General features: G+C 65.3%; 17 protein-coding genes. 2 read left to right on the forward strand and 15 right to left on the reverse strand.

What is annotated here, in order from left to right:
* Positions 1-245 precede the first annotated feature (245 nt).
* The 9 genes from JGS22_RS15185 to JGS22_RS15225 all read right to left on the reverse strand — a co-directional run bounded on the left by JGS22_RS15185 (position 246) and on the right by JGS22_RS15225 (position 8455).
* Positions 246-1970: a relaxase/mobilization nuclease domain-containing protein gene (locus JGS22_RS15185; RefSeq protein WP_236073157.1), complete on the reverse strand. Its 1725-nt coding sequence runs from the start codon at positions 1968-1970 to the stop codon at positions 246-248.
* Positions 1951-2580: a MobC family plasmid mobilization relaxosome protein gene (locus JGS22_RS27400; RefSeq protein ID WP_211040260.1), complete on the reverse strand. Its 630-nt coding sequence runs from the start codon at positions 2578-2580 to the stop codon at positions 1951-1953. The genes JGS22_RS15185 and JGS22_RS27400 overlap by 20 nt, the downstream gene beginning before the upstream one ends.
* Positions 2577-2810, reverse strand: a complete 234-nt coding sequence (locus JGS22_RS15195; RefSeq protein WP_211040261.1) for a hypothetical protein — start codon at positions 2808-2810, stop codon at positions 2577-2579. The genes JGS22_RS27400 and JGS22_RS15195 overlap by 4 nt, the downstream gene beginning before the upstream one ends.
* Before the next feature lie 74 nt (positions 2811-2884).
* Entirely contained in the window at positions 2885-3076 is a 192-nt protein-coding gene (locus tag JGS22_RS15200; protein WP_211040262.1) for a hypothetical protein, read from the reverse strand.
* A complete protein-coding gene (locus JGS22_RS15205) occupies positions 3073-4470 on the reverse strand; it encodes a hypothetical protein (protein ID WP_211040263.1) in 1398 nt (465 codons plus the stop codon). Before JGS22_RS15205 ends, JGS22_RS15200 begins: the two co-directional genes overlap by 4 nt.
* Complete coding sequence (locus JGS22_RS27120) at positions 4467-5075, reverse strand: WhiB family transcriptional regulator (protein WP_211040264.1); 609 nt, start codon at positions 5073-5075, stop codon at positions 4467-4469. The genes JGS22_RS15205 and JGS22_RS27120 overlap by 4 nt, the downstream gene beginning before the upstream one ends.
* Before the next feature lie 99 nt (positions 5076-5174).
* Complete coding sequence (locus JGS22_RS15215) at positions 5175-5852, reverse strand: zinc finger domain-containing protein (RefSeq protein ID WP_211040265.1); 678 nt, start codon at positions 5850-5852, stop codon at positions 5175-5177.
* Positions 5853-5855: 3 nt separating this feature from the next.
* Positions 5856-6686: a helix-turn-helix domain-containing protein gene (locus JGS22_RS15220; protein WP_211040266.1), complete on the reverse strand. Its 831-nt coding sequence runs from the start codon at positions 6684-6686 to the stop codon at positions 5856-5858.
* A 710-nt stretch (positions 6687-7396) separates the two neighbouring features.
* The gene (locus tag JGS22_RS15225; protein WP_211040267.1) at positions 7397-8455 is read right to left on the reverse strand and encodes a helix-turn-helix transcriptional regulator; all 1059 of its coding nucleotides are present in this window, start codon (positions 8453-8455) and stop codon (positions 7397-7399) included.
* A 439-nt stretch (positions 8456-8894) separates the two neighbouring features.
* Here JGS22_RS15225 and JGS22_RS15230 point away from each other — a divergent pair, with 439 nt between their 5' ends.
* Together JGS22_RS15230 and JGS22_RS15240 are read left to right on the forward strand one after the other, a co-directional pair.
* On the forward strand, positions 8895-10067 hold the full coding sequence (locus tag JGS22_RS15230) for a hypothetical protein (protein ID WP_211040268.1): 1173 nt from the start codon (positions 8895-8897) through the stop codon (positions 10065-10067).
* Positions 10068-12453: 2386 nt separating this feature from the next.
* Positions 12454-12714, forward strand: coding sequence for a hypothetical protein (locus JGS22_RS15240; protein ID WP_211040269.1), 261 nt, complete (start codon positions 12454-12456; stop codon positions 12712-12714).
* Positions 12715-12891: 177 nt separating this feature from the next.
* Here the strand turns inward: JGS22_RS15240 and JGS22_RS26350 are convergent, their stop codons facing one another.
* The 6 genes from JGS22_RS26350 to JGS22_RS26355 form a co-directional block, all read right to left on the reverse strand.
* Positions 12892-13182: a DUF6087 family protein gene (locus tag JGS22_RS26350; protein WP_236073158.1), complete on the reverse strand. Its 291-nt coding sequence runs from the start codon at positions 13180-13182 to the stop codon at positions 12892-12894.
* Between the two features lie 254 nt (positions 13183-13436).
* Complete coding sequence (locus JGS22_RS15245; RefSeq protein WP_211040270.1) at positions 13437-14351, reverse strand: hypothetical protein; 915 nt, start codon at positions 14349-14351, stop codon at positions 13437-13439.
* A gap of 47 nt (positions 14352-14398) precedes the next feature.
* Complete coding sequence (locus JGS22_RS15250) at positions 14399-14746, reverse strand: hypothetical protein (RefSeq protein WP_211040271.1); 348 nt, start codon at positions 14744-14746, stop codon at positions 14399-14401.
* A gap of 1 nt (position 14747) precedes the next feature.
* The gene (locus JGS22_RS15255) at positions 14748-15344 is read right to left on the reverse strand and encodes a DUF6624 domain-containing protein (RefSeq protein ID WP_211040272.1); all 597 of its coding nucleotides are present in this window, start codon (positions 15342-15344) and stop codon (positions 14748-14750) included.
* Complete coding sequence (locus JGS22_RS15260; RefSeq protein ID WP_211040273.1) at positions 15341-16162, reverse strand: hypothetical protein; 822 nt, start codon at positions 16160-16162, stop codon at positions 15341-15343. The genes JGS22_RS15255 and JGS22_RS15260 overlap by 4 nt, the downstream gene beginning before the upstream one ends.
* On the reverse strand, positions 16159-16347 hold the full coding sequence (locus tag JGS22_RS26355) for a DUF5999 family protein (protein WP_236073159.1): 189 nt from the start codon (positions 16345-16347) through the stop codon (positions 16159-16161). Before JGS22_RS26355 ends, JGS22_RS15260 begins: the two co-directional genes overlap by 4 nt.
* Positions 16348-16371: the final 24 nt, after the last annotated feature.

Raw genomic sequence — 16371 nt, forward strand, 5'->3', positions numbered from 1 at the left:
GCCGCATCAGGCGTACGGCAGCCGTGACATGTGCGCGGGAAGCGGTCAGCCGACAGGCTGACGTATGTTGCCTCGTCCGTTCTCTGTCCTGAGGACGGACGAGGTTCGGCTGGCACGGCCGGACATCGTGGAGCGCGGCGCTGTCTGTGGTCTGCTTGAGGAACCACTGCGACAACCGGCGGGTCGACTTCTTCGCGGCGTCGACAAGGGCCACCTGCGGTGAATCGGCCGCGTTGCGGCGTGTGTCACGTCCGAGTGGGGGTGTGTCGGGGGCAGAACTTGCCGGCGGCATCGGGCGTGGGCTGGGTGTCATCGTGGGTGTGGTGTCGGGCGGCTTGCTGCTGCGTGGCTGGGAGTTGAGGCGCTGGTGTGGTGTCGGTTCGTGCGGTGGTGCGGAGCAGGCGCCATATGAGTACCTCGCTCACTGAGCGCGCTGAGCGCAGTTCTCGGCCTTGTGCGGCGTCGGCCAGGAGGGGGGCGGGGCTGTGGCCGGCTGCAGCGGTCTCGGCGAGGAGGGCGGCGAGTGCGGGCCAGCTGGGTTCTTGGAGGATGTGGTCGGCGAGTTCCGGTGTTGCTTGTTGCAGGAGGTGGGCCAGCTGCTGGAGTTGGTGGGGGCTGAGGTCGTGGCCTCGACGGCGCAGAGTGTTCAGGGGCTGGGCGGCGGCTGTCTGGTAGGCGGCGCGGAGGTGTTCGGCGGCGTGGGCGGCGGAGGCGGCCTGTTGAGCGTGGTCGCGGATCGCGTGCCAGTGCATGATGGCCGTGGCGAGGAAGGCCAGCATGTCGATCACCATCGCGGTGGTTGCGCCGTCTTCGCCGCGGCCAAGGGCCGGCCCGGCGTGGGTGAGCTCGCGGGCGGCTTGTCGCAGTGCGTGTTCGTGGCCGCGTTCGGCGTGGATGTGGGAGCGGGAGGCGCGTTCGAAGTCCGTTGCGGCTGCACGTAGTTCGTGGCGGGTGTGTGCGGCGGAGGTTGCGGCGAGTGCGTCGAGCACTTCGCCGGTTGCGGCGATGTGCGCCGCGGCGATCGTGTCGGGGGCGTCTTGGATGACGAGGAGCGCGCGCCAGGCGGCTGTGGTGGCCGTGCGGCGTGCGGATGCGGCGCTGGGGGGCTTGTTGGGGGAGGCTGGGCCGGGTGGCGAGGGTGTCTTGCTCCATCGCTCGCGAACGCGAGGAAGGGAGAGGTCGGGTGCGAGGCGGGCGCCGGCGTAGAAGACGGGGTTGCCGTCCTTGTTGCGGTCGCCGGGCAGGGCGACTTTGTAGCCGAGGAGGTCGCCGGAGGGTGCGGTACGTGTGCGGGTGATCAGGCCGGCGGCGGCCAGTCGTTCGAAGAACTCGGACTCGTTGTGTGTGCCGGCGGCGGCGCGGCGCACGGTTTCGCGCAGCTCTTCTCGTGCGGTGCGGGTGCGGCCGTGTCGTCGGGCTTTGTGATGTTCGGCGCTGGTGGGACGTTTGGCGGCGGTGCCGTCGCCCTTGTGGAGGCGGCGCAGTCCCAACTCGGTTTCCAGCAGGCGGGCTTGGGCCTGGACGCGGGTGGCGTCGTGGTTGAGTTTGGGGGTGTATCCGTCTTCGCGGACGAGGGTGGCGACGATGTGGATGTGGTCGTCGGCGTGCCGGACGGCCGCCCAGCGGCATCCGGGCTGGCGTGCGGGGTCGTCGATGCCGGCGGCGGCGACCATGCGGCGGGCGATGTCGCCCCATTCCTGATCGGTCAGGGTCCGGTCGTGGGTGCTGTTGCGCACGGACAGGTGCCAGACGTGCCGTTTGGGTCGGGGGTCGGTGTTCAGGACAGGCTGGTCGAGGAGTCGTTGCAACTGCTTGAGGGTGGCGGAGCGGTCACGGCCGGGGTCGGGTGCGTTGTGGTCCCAGGAGGCGACCAGGTGCGGGTCGGTGTGCTCTTCGCTCGTGCCGGGGCCGTAAAGGTAGTGGAGGAGACCGAGGGTGCGCTGTCCGCGTTTATGGATCTTGGGGATCATGCCGGGCGGTGGGGTCCTGGTGGAGGAGCCGGTCGGTGGCGTGCTGGATGCGTTGGACGGCGCGGTGGGTGGCAGCGATGACCACGTCGAGTTCCGGTGGGTGCGCACCAGCGTTGATCGCGCGGGCGACCTGGTTGAGGTTGTTGCCGATGTGACCGAGGTGTCGGCGGGCGGCGAACAGCTCGGCGGTGACGGCCCGTTCGTCGGCGATGAGGCTCGCGGTGCGGTCGAGGTCGCGTGCGGCGGACAGCGTTGCGCGGGCGAGGAAGCCGGCGACGGTGAGGCCGGCGGCCTGCGCGCCGGTGGTCACGCGTGCGAGTTCCCCGTCGGTGAAGCGTGTGGTGCGGACGTGCGGGCGCTGGCGGCGCTGGTACTTGCGGCGGCGAGGACGAGGCGTTGCGGCGTGCTCGGGTTGTCCGTGTGGCTGCGCACCGCCCTCGGTCGCGGCCTCCTCGTCCGGCGTCCCCCGGCGCTGGACGTGCCCCTGCCCCTGAGGGGCAGGGGAGCCCTTGGATACTCCGCCCGGGGCGGAGTATCCAAGGGGATAACTTGCTCGCCCCGGTGACGAGTTGAAGGGCCCGCCGCTTCCTGGGGTGGCGCTGGTGGTCATCGGGTGCGCCCGGCGGAGGAGCGGACGCGGCGTTGGACTGCCGCGACGAGAGCAAGGACCTCTGCTGGCGTGTTGACTGCACGTCCGGGGTCGCCCGCGTGTCGGGCGATGAGCCAGTGGCCGGTGGGGAACTGCACGGCGGCGTGCAGGAGGCCGTGCCGAATCAGGACGTCGACCCACACCGCGGCTTCCAGGCAGATGGGCGAGTATCGGTCTTCAGATAGCTGCATGCGGGAGTCTCCTAGGAGGACATCAGCACCGTGTGTGCGTGGCTCAATGGGGCTTTGACCTGCAGGTTTGAGGCTTATCTGCATTCGAGGCAGCGGCTGACGTGGCTGCTGAGAGACCTGGCCATCAGCGCTGTTGTGGTCTTCGCGGCCGTGGCGCTGGCCCTTCCCGAAGGGGTTTCGGCGTGCTGCTTGGCGCGCCCGATCTGGTAGTCGATCTCGCGCTCGTAGCGTTGGCGCAGCTGGGCGAAGCGGCGGCAGGTCGTCATCTACGGCTCCCTGTTGGCGTGTTGAGGGTTCGAAGTACGTGTGTCAGCCGGTCGTTGCGGCAGCCGATTCCATCGGCACGGAGGATCTCGCGTAGCTGGACTCGGGTGAGTTGCGCGTTGCCGTCCCGGGCGAGGAGTTCGGGGACGTGAGGCCGGACCCGGTCGACGAGGTACTCGGTCGACGGCTCTTGCGGTGCTCGGGACCGCGGCTTGCTTTTGGCAGTGGCTTTGGATTTCGGGGTCGGCTTGCGCCGGTGAGGGACCGGGCGTCGCTCGGTCCCCGGTGGCACGGTCCCGTGTTCCGACAGAGGCGGTGCTTCCGTCCTCTCCTCGGTCCCTGTCTCTTCGTCGCTAGGGACGGGGACGGTCCCGTGGTGGGGGGCGTTGTTGGTCCCCGTTCCGGTCGATTGCGGCCTCCGGTCCCGAGTGTCGTGGCCGGGGACCGGGGACCGGGGACCGGCCAGTGGGACCGTCCCTGTCTCCTCGTCGGTGGGGACGGTCCCGTGGTGGAGTGCACTGCCGGTCCCCGGCCCCTGCCCTCTCCCTGGTCCCCGGTCCCGGGTGTCGTGATCGGGGACCGGGGACCAGGGAGAGGGCAGGGGGACCGTGACGAGCGCCAGGGCGTGGCGGCGCGCGGCTAGCTGGTTGAGGAGAGCTGCGCGCTGAGCGGGGTGGGTGCCTGCTCCGGCTCGGCCTATCGCCGCCGAGAGCTTGCGGGCGGTTCGGCGCCCGCGGCGGGACTGCCGCTGCCGCGGCGACTGCTCCGCGAGGCGGGTTGCGAGGTCGACTGCGCGGGCGGTGGCGCGGTCGCGAGTGATCTGTGCGGCGTCTCGGTCGCGGTTGGCCACTCCGAGGCGGGAGAGGAGTCGTTCGCGCGCTTCTCTGCCGAGGGTGGTGAGGAGGCCGCGTGAAGCGGTTCCGGTACGGATCCGTACCTCGATGCCCATCGCGAGGTGCCACAGCACGGCGGCCATGATCGGGCCGAAGAAGGCGCGGACCGAGCCGCCGACGAGGCCGCTCTCGGCGTACGCGGGTACCACCTGCACCGTGGTGATGAGCCACACCAGAGTGCCGGGGAATCCCGGCGTTCCCTGCACTGCAAGGTTCTTGCGTGCCATCAGCGCGGTGGAGACCAGCGCCAGCTCGGCCACGGCGAACAGGGCAGTGCGTTCGGTGGTGCTGACCATGTCCAGGTAATCCCGAGCGAAAGCCCAACTGGTGTCGGCGGAATAGGCGGTGCAGCCGGCCGCGGCGATAGCGGCGACCTTGACCTCGATGCTGCCGGGCCGACGGTCCCGCCGGTAGCGGCGGCGCCCTACTGCCCACCCGGCGAGGACCAGGAGCAGGGCGGCGAGTGCGGTACCCAGGCCCAGCAGGTGCGTGGAGTGGATCATGCGGCCTTTCTCACCGGAGCGTGCGCGGTTCTCGCTGTCGCACCGGAGTCCGGGCGACGGCGGGGTGGTGAGGTCTGCGGTCGCCGTTTGGGTGGGCGCGGCACTCCGAAGTACCTGTCGCGGTCGTCCACCCGGTGGGCGGCCCTTCGGAGTTGGTCACGAGCGTGCTTGTGTCCTATCCGCAGGGCGAGAGCGAGGCGGGCCGGGGACCAGCCGAGGACGTACGCGTGGTCAATGACGACAGTCTTCTCTTCCTCGGTGAGGTGCACATGGCGCCCCTGGACCGTTGCCCGTACACGGCGGTAGTCCAGGCGCTGGGCGAGCAGGTCGTGGGGTCGCCGTCGTTCGCGGTCGGTGAGACCTCCCCAGATGCCGTGGAGGATTCCGTGCTCAAGAGCGAAGTCCAGGCATTCCTCACGGACTGGGCACAGCGCGCACAGGCCCTTCGCCTCGTCGATGGACCAGTGGTCACGAGGGTGGGGAAAGAAGGTCGCTTCCGCGTCGGCGGGCTCCATGCCGTGGCAGGCACCGCGCACGTGCCAACTGGTGTCAGTGAGGCTCCGGTAGGTGCGCGAACTGCTGTCATTGGTCGTGATGTAGCGCATCGAGTGCTCCAGACATCCCCGGCCGGGGATGCATGGCCCGCCGGGATGGGCTTGTTCGGAGGCGGCACCGTGGTGGTGCGGCACGGTTGGTTGGGGCTGTCAGGCCCTTGTGTGCTCTGGGGAGCGTTCGGCCAGCTCGATACGGCTGGGATGCGAGTTCGTGGCAGTCAGCAGCGCGGTTCCGCGGGCGCCGCTGATACGTCGGCAGCGCTCGCCGATCTGGGCCTTGCACCAGGTGCAGTGCACGGTGAGGGGGTCGGGTCGGCCCTCGGCGAGGGCTGCCTCCCGTCGGGCTCGGCCCGGTCGGAACGGCGCGAGCGCTGCTCGGGCTTCGGGCGGGATGCACGATCCGATCTGCCGTAGCCGTTCCTCAAGCACCTCGCTGTGCCCCTGACCGTTGGCGAGTTCGTGCTGGGCGGGCGGTGCTGCACCGGTGGCGACGGCACGGCGGACGCTGGCCAGCTCAGCTCTCCATGCGGCCTGGTCGTCGGGGTCGGAGGTGGGCGTCGGGTCGGTGTGCCGCCGTAGGCGGTCACGGCGGTACTGCTCCCAGGGGCGGGCGACGTCCGCAGGCAGGATCGGGTACGGAGAGGTGCGTATGTGCTGGCGAGCCGCATCCCTTGCGTCCCACCCGTACGGAGTGGCCATCGGCACGTCGTTCAGCAGCTCGTACCACTGGGCGAGTTGGTCGCCGGCCTCACCTTCGTCGGTGCGGATGGTGCGCGGGTCGATCCGACCCAGGTAGGCCAGCAGAGCGGCGATTTCGCGGCGATCCACGTGTTACTCCAGTTCATCGGCCGCAGCCAGAGCGGCGAGCAGGGCATCGGTGTGGGCTTCGGCACGGGTCTTGCTGCTCACGTTGCGCTTGCCGTGTGAAGTGGGGGCGTGCTCGCGTGCGATCCACTGGCGCCAGTCGGCGGCCCAGAACGTGGCGGGACGGTTGCCCCAAGTGGCCCGGTGGGCCCGCCACTTCGCGTCGGCCGCGGCGAGCCCCTCTTCGCCGAGACGCTCGAGGTGCCCTTGCCGGAGGGCCCAACCGCGGGCTACGGCATCCACCTGCCAACGGTCGGCCGTTGTGGGTGCGTCGGCACTGCTGTTGTACCTACGGTTAGGTTCCTTACGGTTCTGTGTGCCGGGATCCGGTACCCCGGTGTGCCGGGATTCGGTACTGCGAGGTACCGGATCCCGGACGGGGGTACCGGGAATCGGACCGTCCGGATTTCGGTATGTCGCGGCGAGAATCGGCTCCTCGCGAGGGCGAATTCCGAGGCGTTTCAGTGCGGAAAGCCGGTCGTCTCCAGGCGCCGGCGTAACGTCCTGGGCCCTACCTGCCGACAGCTGCTTGGCAGCCAGGGGCAGCCGGTAGACCGTGCTGCGCAAAGGGCCGGTGAAACCGTCCACTTGCTCTAGCTCGTCGCTGGACAGCAGCTTGACGAGTGCGGCCTGCACTGTCGATTTGCTCGCCCGGGTGCGCTTGGCGAGGCTGGAGAGGGAAGCCCAGGCTATGCACTGCTCGTCGACCACCCGGTCGGCGATAGACAGCAGCACAAGTCGCGCGGTTCCCCTGCTCGTGCTGTGCTCCCACACCCATTCGCGTGTTGGTCCGCTCATGGGCGAGTCCGGCGTTCCAGTGCGAAGCCTGTGACCGCTGCACTTTCGTGCGTGGCAGAAGGCATGCAAGAATCTCCTTCGCAGTCGCCACGTTGGTGCCCGCTGGTAGGGAAAACGTGGTGATGGGTCCCCGCCCTTGCAGGGGCGGGGCAAGGCGTTCGGCGTTCGAGAGCTGGTACCTCTCGGGCGCCGTCGCTGTGTGCTGGGTGGGCCTTGGGCGACGCTCCTCGTATGCTGTTGCTGGGCGGTTCCCAGCGGACGTTGAACGTACTCGGAAGCGGTCTTGAAGATCCAGCCTTGATTCGCGAACGGTCCAGAAGCTTCGCGTCAGGTGTGGGAGACGTCGCTGCGAAAGTTCATCGTCGGTTCCCCTTCTCGACGGCAGCAGTTGTCGAACTTGGTCGGAAGAGATTTAAGCGAAGCCCGTACGGCACCGTCAACGGGCGCCGTTTGCCCTATTTTTGGCATTAGTCGCTCGGAAGTGAGTGGACGTCAGTTTCCGCTGACTTACAGTCAATTAACGTTCTGGGCTGGCAATTCGATGGATCTGCTGGCGCGTCAAGTTCCTCGCGAGCCAGGTCTGGACCAAGATGACTTGCTCGATGGGTAAAACCGGAAAGCTTTTGCCGATCTCGCGTAGACAAGTTGAGAGATGAACTTGTCCCGTGCTGCCCGAGAAGAGGGGCCGCCCAGAGTGAAGCAGGGCTACGTCAGTCGGCCGACGGGTCGATCTCCGCGCACACCGTCTCTCGCAGCTCTTGTAGCCCGGCCATGCGGCCGTGTAGGTGCTCTGCCAGCTCGTCCACCTTTGCCAGAGCCCGTGACGGATCCTGAGGTAGGTCGGAACGCGTCAGTGTGCTGCTGCAGGCAGACTGTCCTTCGTGAAGGGTGCCTGTCGGGCACGGGTCGGAAAGATCGTCGAGGAGGGGGCTTTCGCAGACGCCGCTGCGTCCGGTGACGTCAATCGGAGGTTCTTCGCGCGATGCTTCCGTCCACGTGACGACGACGAACTTCCATGCCGGAAGAGATGCCGGGTGCAGCTCGTGGCTGATCAGGTTGACTGGCTCCCAGTCCAGAGCGGGCACTGTCATGCGGAAATGGTGCCCGTCGATGAATCCGTCCAACTCTTCGTCGGATGCCCAGATTTCCCTGACTTCAGAATCTCGAAGCACTTGACCGACGAGGTTATCCAGGTCGGGGTCGTACTCTGATGTAGCAAGTGCGAACTTCAGCATCCTCACCGCAGCTCGTGCGCGGCCCGGCCAGTCGTGGTACTGCGACCGTGCTTCCGAGGTGAGCAAGCTCCACCGGAACAGATTAGCGTTGTCCTCTGTCACCCACGGCCACCACTGTGCCATCGCCGCGTTGTAGGCAATGATGTTCCAGTGTTGGTCGCAGATGTAAGCGGGGTTCGGCATCTGCCTGGTGAGGAGGAGGCGAATATCGGCAGGCACTGGAAGCTGTCGCTCCGAGCGGTGCACGCTGCTGCCCACTCCGTGCAGGTGCAGGGCATGGCGTTCGGTCCGATCCAGAGCGAAAAGCTCGGCGAGGGCATCGCACTGGGATTTCGTAATACGGGGTGGTGAAGCGCCCCGCTCGATCTTCCTGTACGTTCGCTCCGACATTGCAAGAGCTTTCGCGGCTCGCACTTGTGTCACGCCAGCATTGCGTCGCCACTGGCGCAGCAGAGCACCGAAACCCATAAACTTCCCAGCGGGAGCACTGCTGCCGTTATTCTCGGGCGAATTCGTTGCGTCGTCAGCGTGCACGAGCCTATCTCCTCTGTAGTACACCTGCGCAGGCGTCGCGAACCCGTCCCGGATATTGCATGAGAATGCCAGCCGGCGGCAACCTCCTCGCAGAGGCGCGAGGGCGGCGGCGTACGTGCAGCAAATTCACATGACGACGCGTCAAGCGCAGTCATGTGAAAGGCCCTTAGGTTGACTTCCTAGCTGAGCGCTCGTGGTGGCGGTTTCAGCGCGTAGCCCCCTGACCTGCCACTTCAACAGTTTGTTGTGGCGTTCGCCACAGTCGCTGTCCTGCTCGCTCGCTCCGCCACGGAGGTCGGCGTGCTCCGCGGCGCTGGCGAGCGGGCGAGGCGTTCCGTGCGCCGCGAACCCACCACTGGCCGCCGATGGGAGGGCAACCGGTAAGACGGCCCTGTCGATCCGCTCCCGTCCAGCACAGAGGCGTGGTAGGTATGACGCCATGGAGGGGATTACTGCGCGGCTCGGCCGCGTCGGCGAAGAGGACGACCGCTACCTCGCCCGCACCTGTGAGCAAGTAGCGGAGGAACTGATCCGAGCAGGGGAACTGCCGTCCTTCAGGATTGAAGCCGTCGAAGCCAGAGACCCTTGGGCGATCTGTGCCGGTCTTTACTGGGGGATGCGGATCGCGACCCGACCTTCGGAAGTGACGGTGGAATCGTGCGCGCGATGGATCGAAGATCATGTGTCGGAAACAAGCGAAGATGGCTATCCGATCCGAGATGTCATCTCTGAAATCTGGGCAGTGGACTTCGCGTTCGCGACTCGCCATGAGGAGTGCCAGGAAGAAGACGTTAGTCAAAGCGCTACTGATGCCCCCCGGGAGTCACGGGAGGTTTTGAAATTCACTTCCCTGTACAAGGCAGGCAAGCTGCTTGCGAACCACAAATATGCTTCTCTTCAGGAATTTCTTGGGCAGTCCGTGCAGCTTCGAGGTAGTGCATTGGCGGCAGCCCTCCGGGCGGTCGCGGCCTACCGTAGTCGAAACGCTACAAGTAGTCATGCAGGTGTGCTCCTGGATCTGGCGTGGAATCATGCGCAACGCACGGCGCAATCTACTCATGTCTGCTTGCTAGCGGTTGCTGAAGCCGATCCCTTCGAAAGGCAGGGTGAGCTTCTCTGCGAAATGGCGGATGAAGCGGTAGAACAGTGGCCTGAGATTTCTGAGTTTCTCTACCACTTGGCCTACGGCCTGCGGATTTGCGGCGAGTACGACCAGGCAATAGCTTGCCTTGACTCGGCTCTCGCTTCGTCAAATGTTTCCGAATTCTCGCCGATCTCTACGGCTTTGTGTGTATCGCGGGAAAAACTGCTTGAAAGAAGACAGTTGTACTGCGAGCAGTTCCAGTCCGGTCGGCCGCTGCGCCGGGATGTGGACCTCGGTGAATCGTACAAGAAAGCAAAACACCGCATGACGCTGGTGGCACTCTGTGCGGTATCGGCTTTCATTCTGTTTGCCGTGTTTGTTCAAATTCTACTACCTCGAGCCCCCATCGGTGCGTCGTTGAGTGAAACGTTGGGGCTTGTGGTCGGATACGGGGCTGTTCTTATTGGCTTCTCTTGCGCTCTCGTATATCTGCTGGCGTTTGTGCTCAAGCATGAACGTGGGAAGTGAACGGCATCAAGGTGCGTGCTGCGGTCGATCGGTACGGCCTTGAGTGATTTCACTGGGATTCACGCGCGACTTTCACCCCGGCCTGGATATGGCTGCAGGAACGGCGTTCGTACGCTTCGCATGTTTGACCTCGAAGGGCGACCTGAAGAACGATTCGGCGGGGGAACCAATAGTTGGCATGCGAGGGGGCATGGTTCCCGCGCGGGCGGTGGCGGTGGCGAAGGAACACTGGAAGACTGGCCACCGGCGAACGTATTGGCCGTGATCACCGAGCCGGCCTGTGATTGCAATTCGGCTAAGGCTGGGGCCCGAAAGTCCCTGGTCCAGGCGGCGGAGATGAACGCGAGACGTTGTTGTCCTGCGCCTCGCTGGCCTCGCCGCGCTATCGGGTGGTGATCCCGGTCTGGGACCGCACCGGAAGGGCTCCGGCGTCCGCGCTGGACATCGCGAAGACCCGGCTGAACCCACTGCCCGACGCCCGCACACCCTCGCGCTCGGCAAACCACGGCAGGTGTTGCGGGATAAGACAGCCCAAAACGGATCGGTCCGTTACTCGACGCCGCCCGGCCTGGTCGGCCAGGAGGCATGGGTTCGCGCGGACGGCGAGGAACTCGTCGTCGTGGTCGACCTGTCCCGCCTCGCCCACCGGCCGGAGCGGACGCAGGGAGCGGCGGGCCTGACGGAAGTCGCCCGGCATCCACTATCTCTGCCCGGCCGACCAGTCGTCGATCTGGCCCAGTACCCAACCACCCGCAGGAGATGGACGGTTCACCGCGCCAGCCCAAGCCGAGGCCGACCAGCGACGCGGAGAGAGCCTTCCTCGAACTCGGCCCGGCGCGAAGCCCTGGCTGATCGAGGCGGGCGTCGCCGGCACCACCCGGATCCGGGTCAAGATGGCCGCTGCAGTCGAACTCGCCGCCCTGGCCGGCACCGCGGACGTCGACATCTTCCTCGGGCTGGCGGCGAACGCGGGCCGCTTCGCCGAGGAGGACTTGATGTCCATCGTCTAGCACCGCCGCCAGGGAGCCCGCCCCGCCGACCTCGTCGTCGCGGACGAGGCCCATTCCGTCCAGCCCGGCACCTCAACCTCGAGCAGGTAACGGCGATCTGGCGGTGATGGCTCTCGCCGCGAACCCGCCGACGACGTCAGCGTCACTATCTACGCGCAGCTCTTCGTGCCCTGGATCTCGTCCAAGACATCCGGGTTGGCGCCCCAGGCTATGACGGCCGTCTACTGCAGCCCAGTCATCGCGCTGGCCCCGGCCGAGAGCTTGACAGACCTGTAGTCCGAGTTGGCCTGGTCGGTTTAGCTCGCCAGACGCTGATCGGACTCAGCGAAAGATATTGGACATCTGCCTTGGAGTCTCTGTCTGCATAGCCCTGGCTACGAGGGGCCATGCAGAGAGTCGGGTCGCGCGGGAGTGCCTCCTCAAGGAGGCGGTCGGTCTGTCCTTGCCGACAGGGCGCTGATAAGTATCTGCGGACAGGCCCTTGAACAGCCAAGTGCTGAGCGTAAGTGGGCGCGTGCACACCGCCTGGGCTTCGCGATGCGGCGGATGACCGCGCGGTGCCTCGGGCTCTTCCTGGAAGGGTGGTGGAGGTGGTGGACTCCAGCTTTGGTTGCTCGCCTGTTGAAGACGAACCGACTGAATCCAGTATTCCGAATGTCTGAAAAGAACGATGAGGGCTTGATCGTATTTCGGTGATGGGTAATCGTTGTGTCCGGAAGGAACACGAAGTAGGTAGCAGTGACCAGGGGAGGGGATTGGTGTAGTGATGTACACCAAAAGTCAGAGCCGGGCAGGTAAAGGACTAGTTGGCGTCTTGTGTTCTCTCGCGTTTGTCGCGGTTACGGCCCCGGAAAGTCGGGCTGATTCCGTAACTGAGAGTCTCGGTGCTTCGGCAGTGAAGATCACTGCAGCAAGTCCAACTGGAGTGACCGTCTGTGGTTTGGAGATCAATAGCCCACATTGGTCTTCCGGTGCGGGGAGTGTGATCTTCAAGACGCGCATACTGTGCGACAAAGATGCTCAAGTCTTTGTGAAGGGGAGGCTTGGGTATGTGGCAGGCGGCTCCCCGGGTAAGCCGGTACAAGGTCCTCCTGAGATCGTCGCAACTTCCAGTCAGACGCAGAACGTAAAGGGGGGCGTCATCAAGACCTACTACACGCCGCTTGCGAACGGCGCCAAGGTGCGTAAGTCGGGAACGTACATGGGGATGTCTGAAGGGCAGATCATGACCCCGTGCTGCAGTAACATCGGCAGTGACCGCACCAAGCACGTGTATGTTACTGCTCGATAGTTAGCGTCGATCGGGTCGCGCGGAGTAGTGCAATGTTTTCTTCGTGCGACCCGTGCCTGTCGATGGGTACTGGAAGGGTAGCCATATGCAGATGCAGTCAACCGGGGCAGAGTGGGTTCCTGATCCGGCTACCATTCAGTGGTGCTTTGGTATTGCACATGAGTCCAGAGTGAAGGACGCAATCAAGGCTGACGTGAAGAGCAGGAGTGGTGAAGTTCCTGTCGACTCCGAAGAATATTGGACTTTGGTTTCTGAGGTTGCTATTGAGGCGATTCTCTTTGATCTTATGCGGATGGCTGAGCGGTATGGTGCTGATTTTATGTATGATCACTCCGAAGAGCCGTGAAATGGTTGTCACTATTCGTTTTCACAGGCCCTCGTTAAGCATTCCCTGAAGGTGCGACGATAGGCTCTTTCGGGTGCGGCTCGCGTCACGTAGTCGTTGGCTCCGCACCTGGCCTTATCCGGGTGTGGAGCCAACGACTACGCGGGGGATCGACCACCAGGGCGCTGGGGCCGTGTTTCATTCAAGTTGGGGTTTTCGATGGCGACCCCTGGCCTGCAGCGGCTGCACCGTTGGACGGGGAGGCGGTTCTTGGGCGCGGGGATAAAGAATATGGTGTGCATCTGCGAGTGAGGATACGACGCCATGCACCTCCCAGCTGTATCCGCTCCACTGGTGGATAATGCGTGGCGTGTCCGGGGCAACATGCGCACCCTTGGTGCCGTCGCTCAAGTCGAGGCGAGATGCCCGCAGGGCGCCTTTCTGCGCGTCGCGACGCGACGCCCAATCTGATAGTGATTCGCCGGTCATTATCACCTTCGGGCGAGAGGAATCGTGAGGTCCACGGATAAGGATATTCTTAGACGTTCGTCAGGTCAGTGTTGATCGGGGTTAATTCCTCCTGGGATTAGGGTTAATGGGATTGGTAGAGGGGGCGCTACCTGGATGTGGCGGTGGCTAGTCGATGGGCGCCTATGCCTGAGCGTTGCGATCTCCTCTCGTGATGACCATTACTGCCGTTCATTTCACGCCATCACGGTAAACTCCCGCTCATTATTTGCTTGCTACTGCCAGTTTCTTCTCATTTCTTGAGTGATGCGCTGGCGGAGAAGGAGTCGCTGTTCGCGCATGAGCGCATGGCTTCCCCTGGATCCTCGTGCGGGAAGTAGGGCTAGCGATTTGTTGATGGCGTCGAGTGCGCCGGCGTAGTCGTGTGTGAAGAAGCCGCCGGATGCGAGCCAGTAGTACGCCGTGTCGTCCGAAAGTTTGGTAACGGCTTCTTTAGCGTAGGCGCGAAGGAGGTGTCCCTGCTCGGGAAATGGTCGTGCCGCCCCGAGTGCGTTGAGGCAGACGTCCGCTGTGGTGTGCGTCGTGCGGTTCTCCCAGGCTGTGCGCAGTATGGCTAGTCCTGGATATGGGTCTGAGTCTTGTCCGAGTGCGGCGAATGCGAGCAGGGCAAAGATGATTGGGCGGTCACAGTATTCGTCTTTCGTGCGACCTGACCTATACCGTTCCAGGTGCGCGGAGAGGGCGGGGAAGTTGTAATTCGCCCGCAGTTTCCCCGCATGGTAAAGCACTGCAAAAAAGTGCTCCCGTGGCGAGAAATAACCCTCACTCGGTGCACAGCAGGTTTCTTCCGGTGTCTCTACGGTGGCGCTTGAGATAAATCCGTACCCCAGGCTCCATTTTTCTTCGATGGTGGCTACCTGTGCAGGGGAGAGATTGTCGGCGTGTGTGTGTAGCCATTGCGCGCACAGGCGGGCCGTGTGGCAGGTGGGGGCTTTTTCGATGCGCATCCTCCAGTACCTGTCTGCGCACACCAGTGCGTGGCTCTCCTGGTAGTCAGCGGTGTGCAGAGTCAGATCTGGCTCGTGTCCACTTTCAATGAATTCTTTTGCGATTTCCTCGCATGCGATTTCGGCGGCCGATGGCTCCAAGTTGGAAAGCTCGGCTAGTTTTTGGGTGGTGGTGCGTGGCACGGTGCTTTCTCCTCTGTAGTGGTCGTGCGCTGGCCGGGTGGGTCTGTTCACGGATGCGTCTCGGCCCGGATGGCGGCGCGTGCGAGGGCTTGGACGAGGCGTGCGTGTTTCTGCGCAACGTGCGCGGTGGCGGTGTCGGACTTCGGAGGCAGCGGGTCGGCGAGCCTGCGCCGGGCCTCGTCCACGGTGTAGCGGTCGCACACCTCCACCACGGTCCGTGGCCGAGTGCGGACGTGTGCCCGGGAGAGGTGCTCGACGAGGCGCTCGGCGTGGTCGATGAGGTCGATGCCGGCGGCGTGGGCGTCAAGGTGCGCCCCTGACAGAACGGCGGTTGCGAGATCGTAGGCGGCCTGCGCGTCTACTTCTGGGTCGGCGGGGTGTGAAGTGCTGCTCATGTCACGCTCGCGGAGGTTGGGGTGCCGGCGGGGGGAAGGCCTGGAGTAAGGCGGCCTCGGCGCAGCTGGCGGGAGGCAGCCCGACTTCGGCTCTTCGCGCGTCCAGCTCGTCGGCCGGGTCGGTGACGGGCAGGAGGTGTAACCCAGTGCCGTCGAGGAGGTATTGCGTGCCATGGTCCTGCGGGGACCCAGCGCCCACTGCGCACCGGTCGGCCAGCCTCGCCCAGTGGGCGGTGGGCGCCGTCCCGGTCTGGGTGGCAGTGAGGAGCAGTCGCAGAGCGGTGGCCTGGAGGCCGGGCAAGTGGTCGGAGCGCACTGCTATTTGGGTCGCGGCGCGCGCGGCTGCTGGCCCGACCAGCGTGCGGTCAGGCCAGCGGCCGAGCGCACCGATTGCGAGGCGCAGTGCTGCTGCGGCGGCGTAGTCGGCGTGCCGGCTGGCCCGTGCCGCTCCGTCCTCCGCGAGTGTGTACTGCGAGAGCATCAGGGTGTTCCGGTGCTCGGCGGCGCGGGCTGCGGCTTGCAGGAGTTGTCTGGCGGTCTGGGGGTGCGGGGGCGCGGGTTCGAGGAGTTGGGTCGGGGTGTGGCTGGTGGTTGTCACGGCTGGCCTTGGCGTAGTGCGTCCGTCAGCGCGGTGGCGGCGGGGAGGGTGAGCGAGTTCAGTTCGACCGTGGCGATGTGGAGGCATTTGCCGCAGGTCGGGTGGTGGAGCATGTCTACGAGCCCGGGGTCAACGGCTTGGATGGCGCTGGTGAGCCGGTGATAGAGCGCGGTGCCCACGTGGTAGTCGTCCAAGTCGACCCTGGTCAGGTAGGGGGTGGCGCCCAGTGCTGTGCCGAGGGCCATTGCCGTGGGGAGGGTGATTTCGCCCAGCGGGATGCGCAGGTCACGTACGGCGATGGCGGGCATGATTTCGTCGGCGTTCAACCCGCGGTGGTGCAGCGCTGCGTGGAGATCGGAGGCTGCCGCGTAGTGGTCGGCAAGACCGCCGACGAGAAGCGTGGCTAGGTCGCGTGCTTGGCCCTCGCGCAGGTTCCGGATGTGCACGACCTGGCCGTGCCAGACCGTTTGCTGTGTTTCGAGAGTGAGCCCGTGGAGTTGCGCCTGGGCCAGTGCGTAGGCCAGGTCCTCGTGCGCGCCCACGGTCTGCTCGTGCGTCATCATCCCGATGCGCCGATTTTGTGGGGGTGCCGGTCTCGGGACGGACGCCGGGTTGTCCGCGGAGAGCGCAGTGCGCAGGATCGCCGTGAGGTTGAGCGAGTCGGCGCCGGTCACTTTCTCGATGGACATGATCAGCGGGGTTGAGTTCTGGCGCTGGTAGTCCACGGACAGCCCGCCGACTCCCGCGGCTCGCAGCGCTGTCTGTAGGGGTACGTAGCTTGTTTCGAAGGCGTCGCCGAGCATTGAGGACCTGCTCAAGAGCTGAGGGAGGGGCGGCGAGGGGCGATGACGGCCCCGCTGGGGAGAAGGCCGCCTGTGTCCTCGAAGTGCAGAACTTCGTTACAGAGCAGGCTCCAGCCCTGTTCTGGGACATGGGCGAGGAGGTGAGCTGCGTCCCGGTCGGGTGCGGTCGCGCTCGGACACGGCGGTGTGTGCTGGCACATGGGGTCTCCGGTGGTGAACGGGCA

The sequence above is a fragment of the Streptomyces tardus genome (genome assembly GCF_018101125.2).
Lineage (GTDB): Bacteria > Actinomycetota > Actinomycetes > Streptomycetales > Streptomycetaceae > Streptomyces > Streptomyces tardus.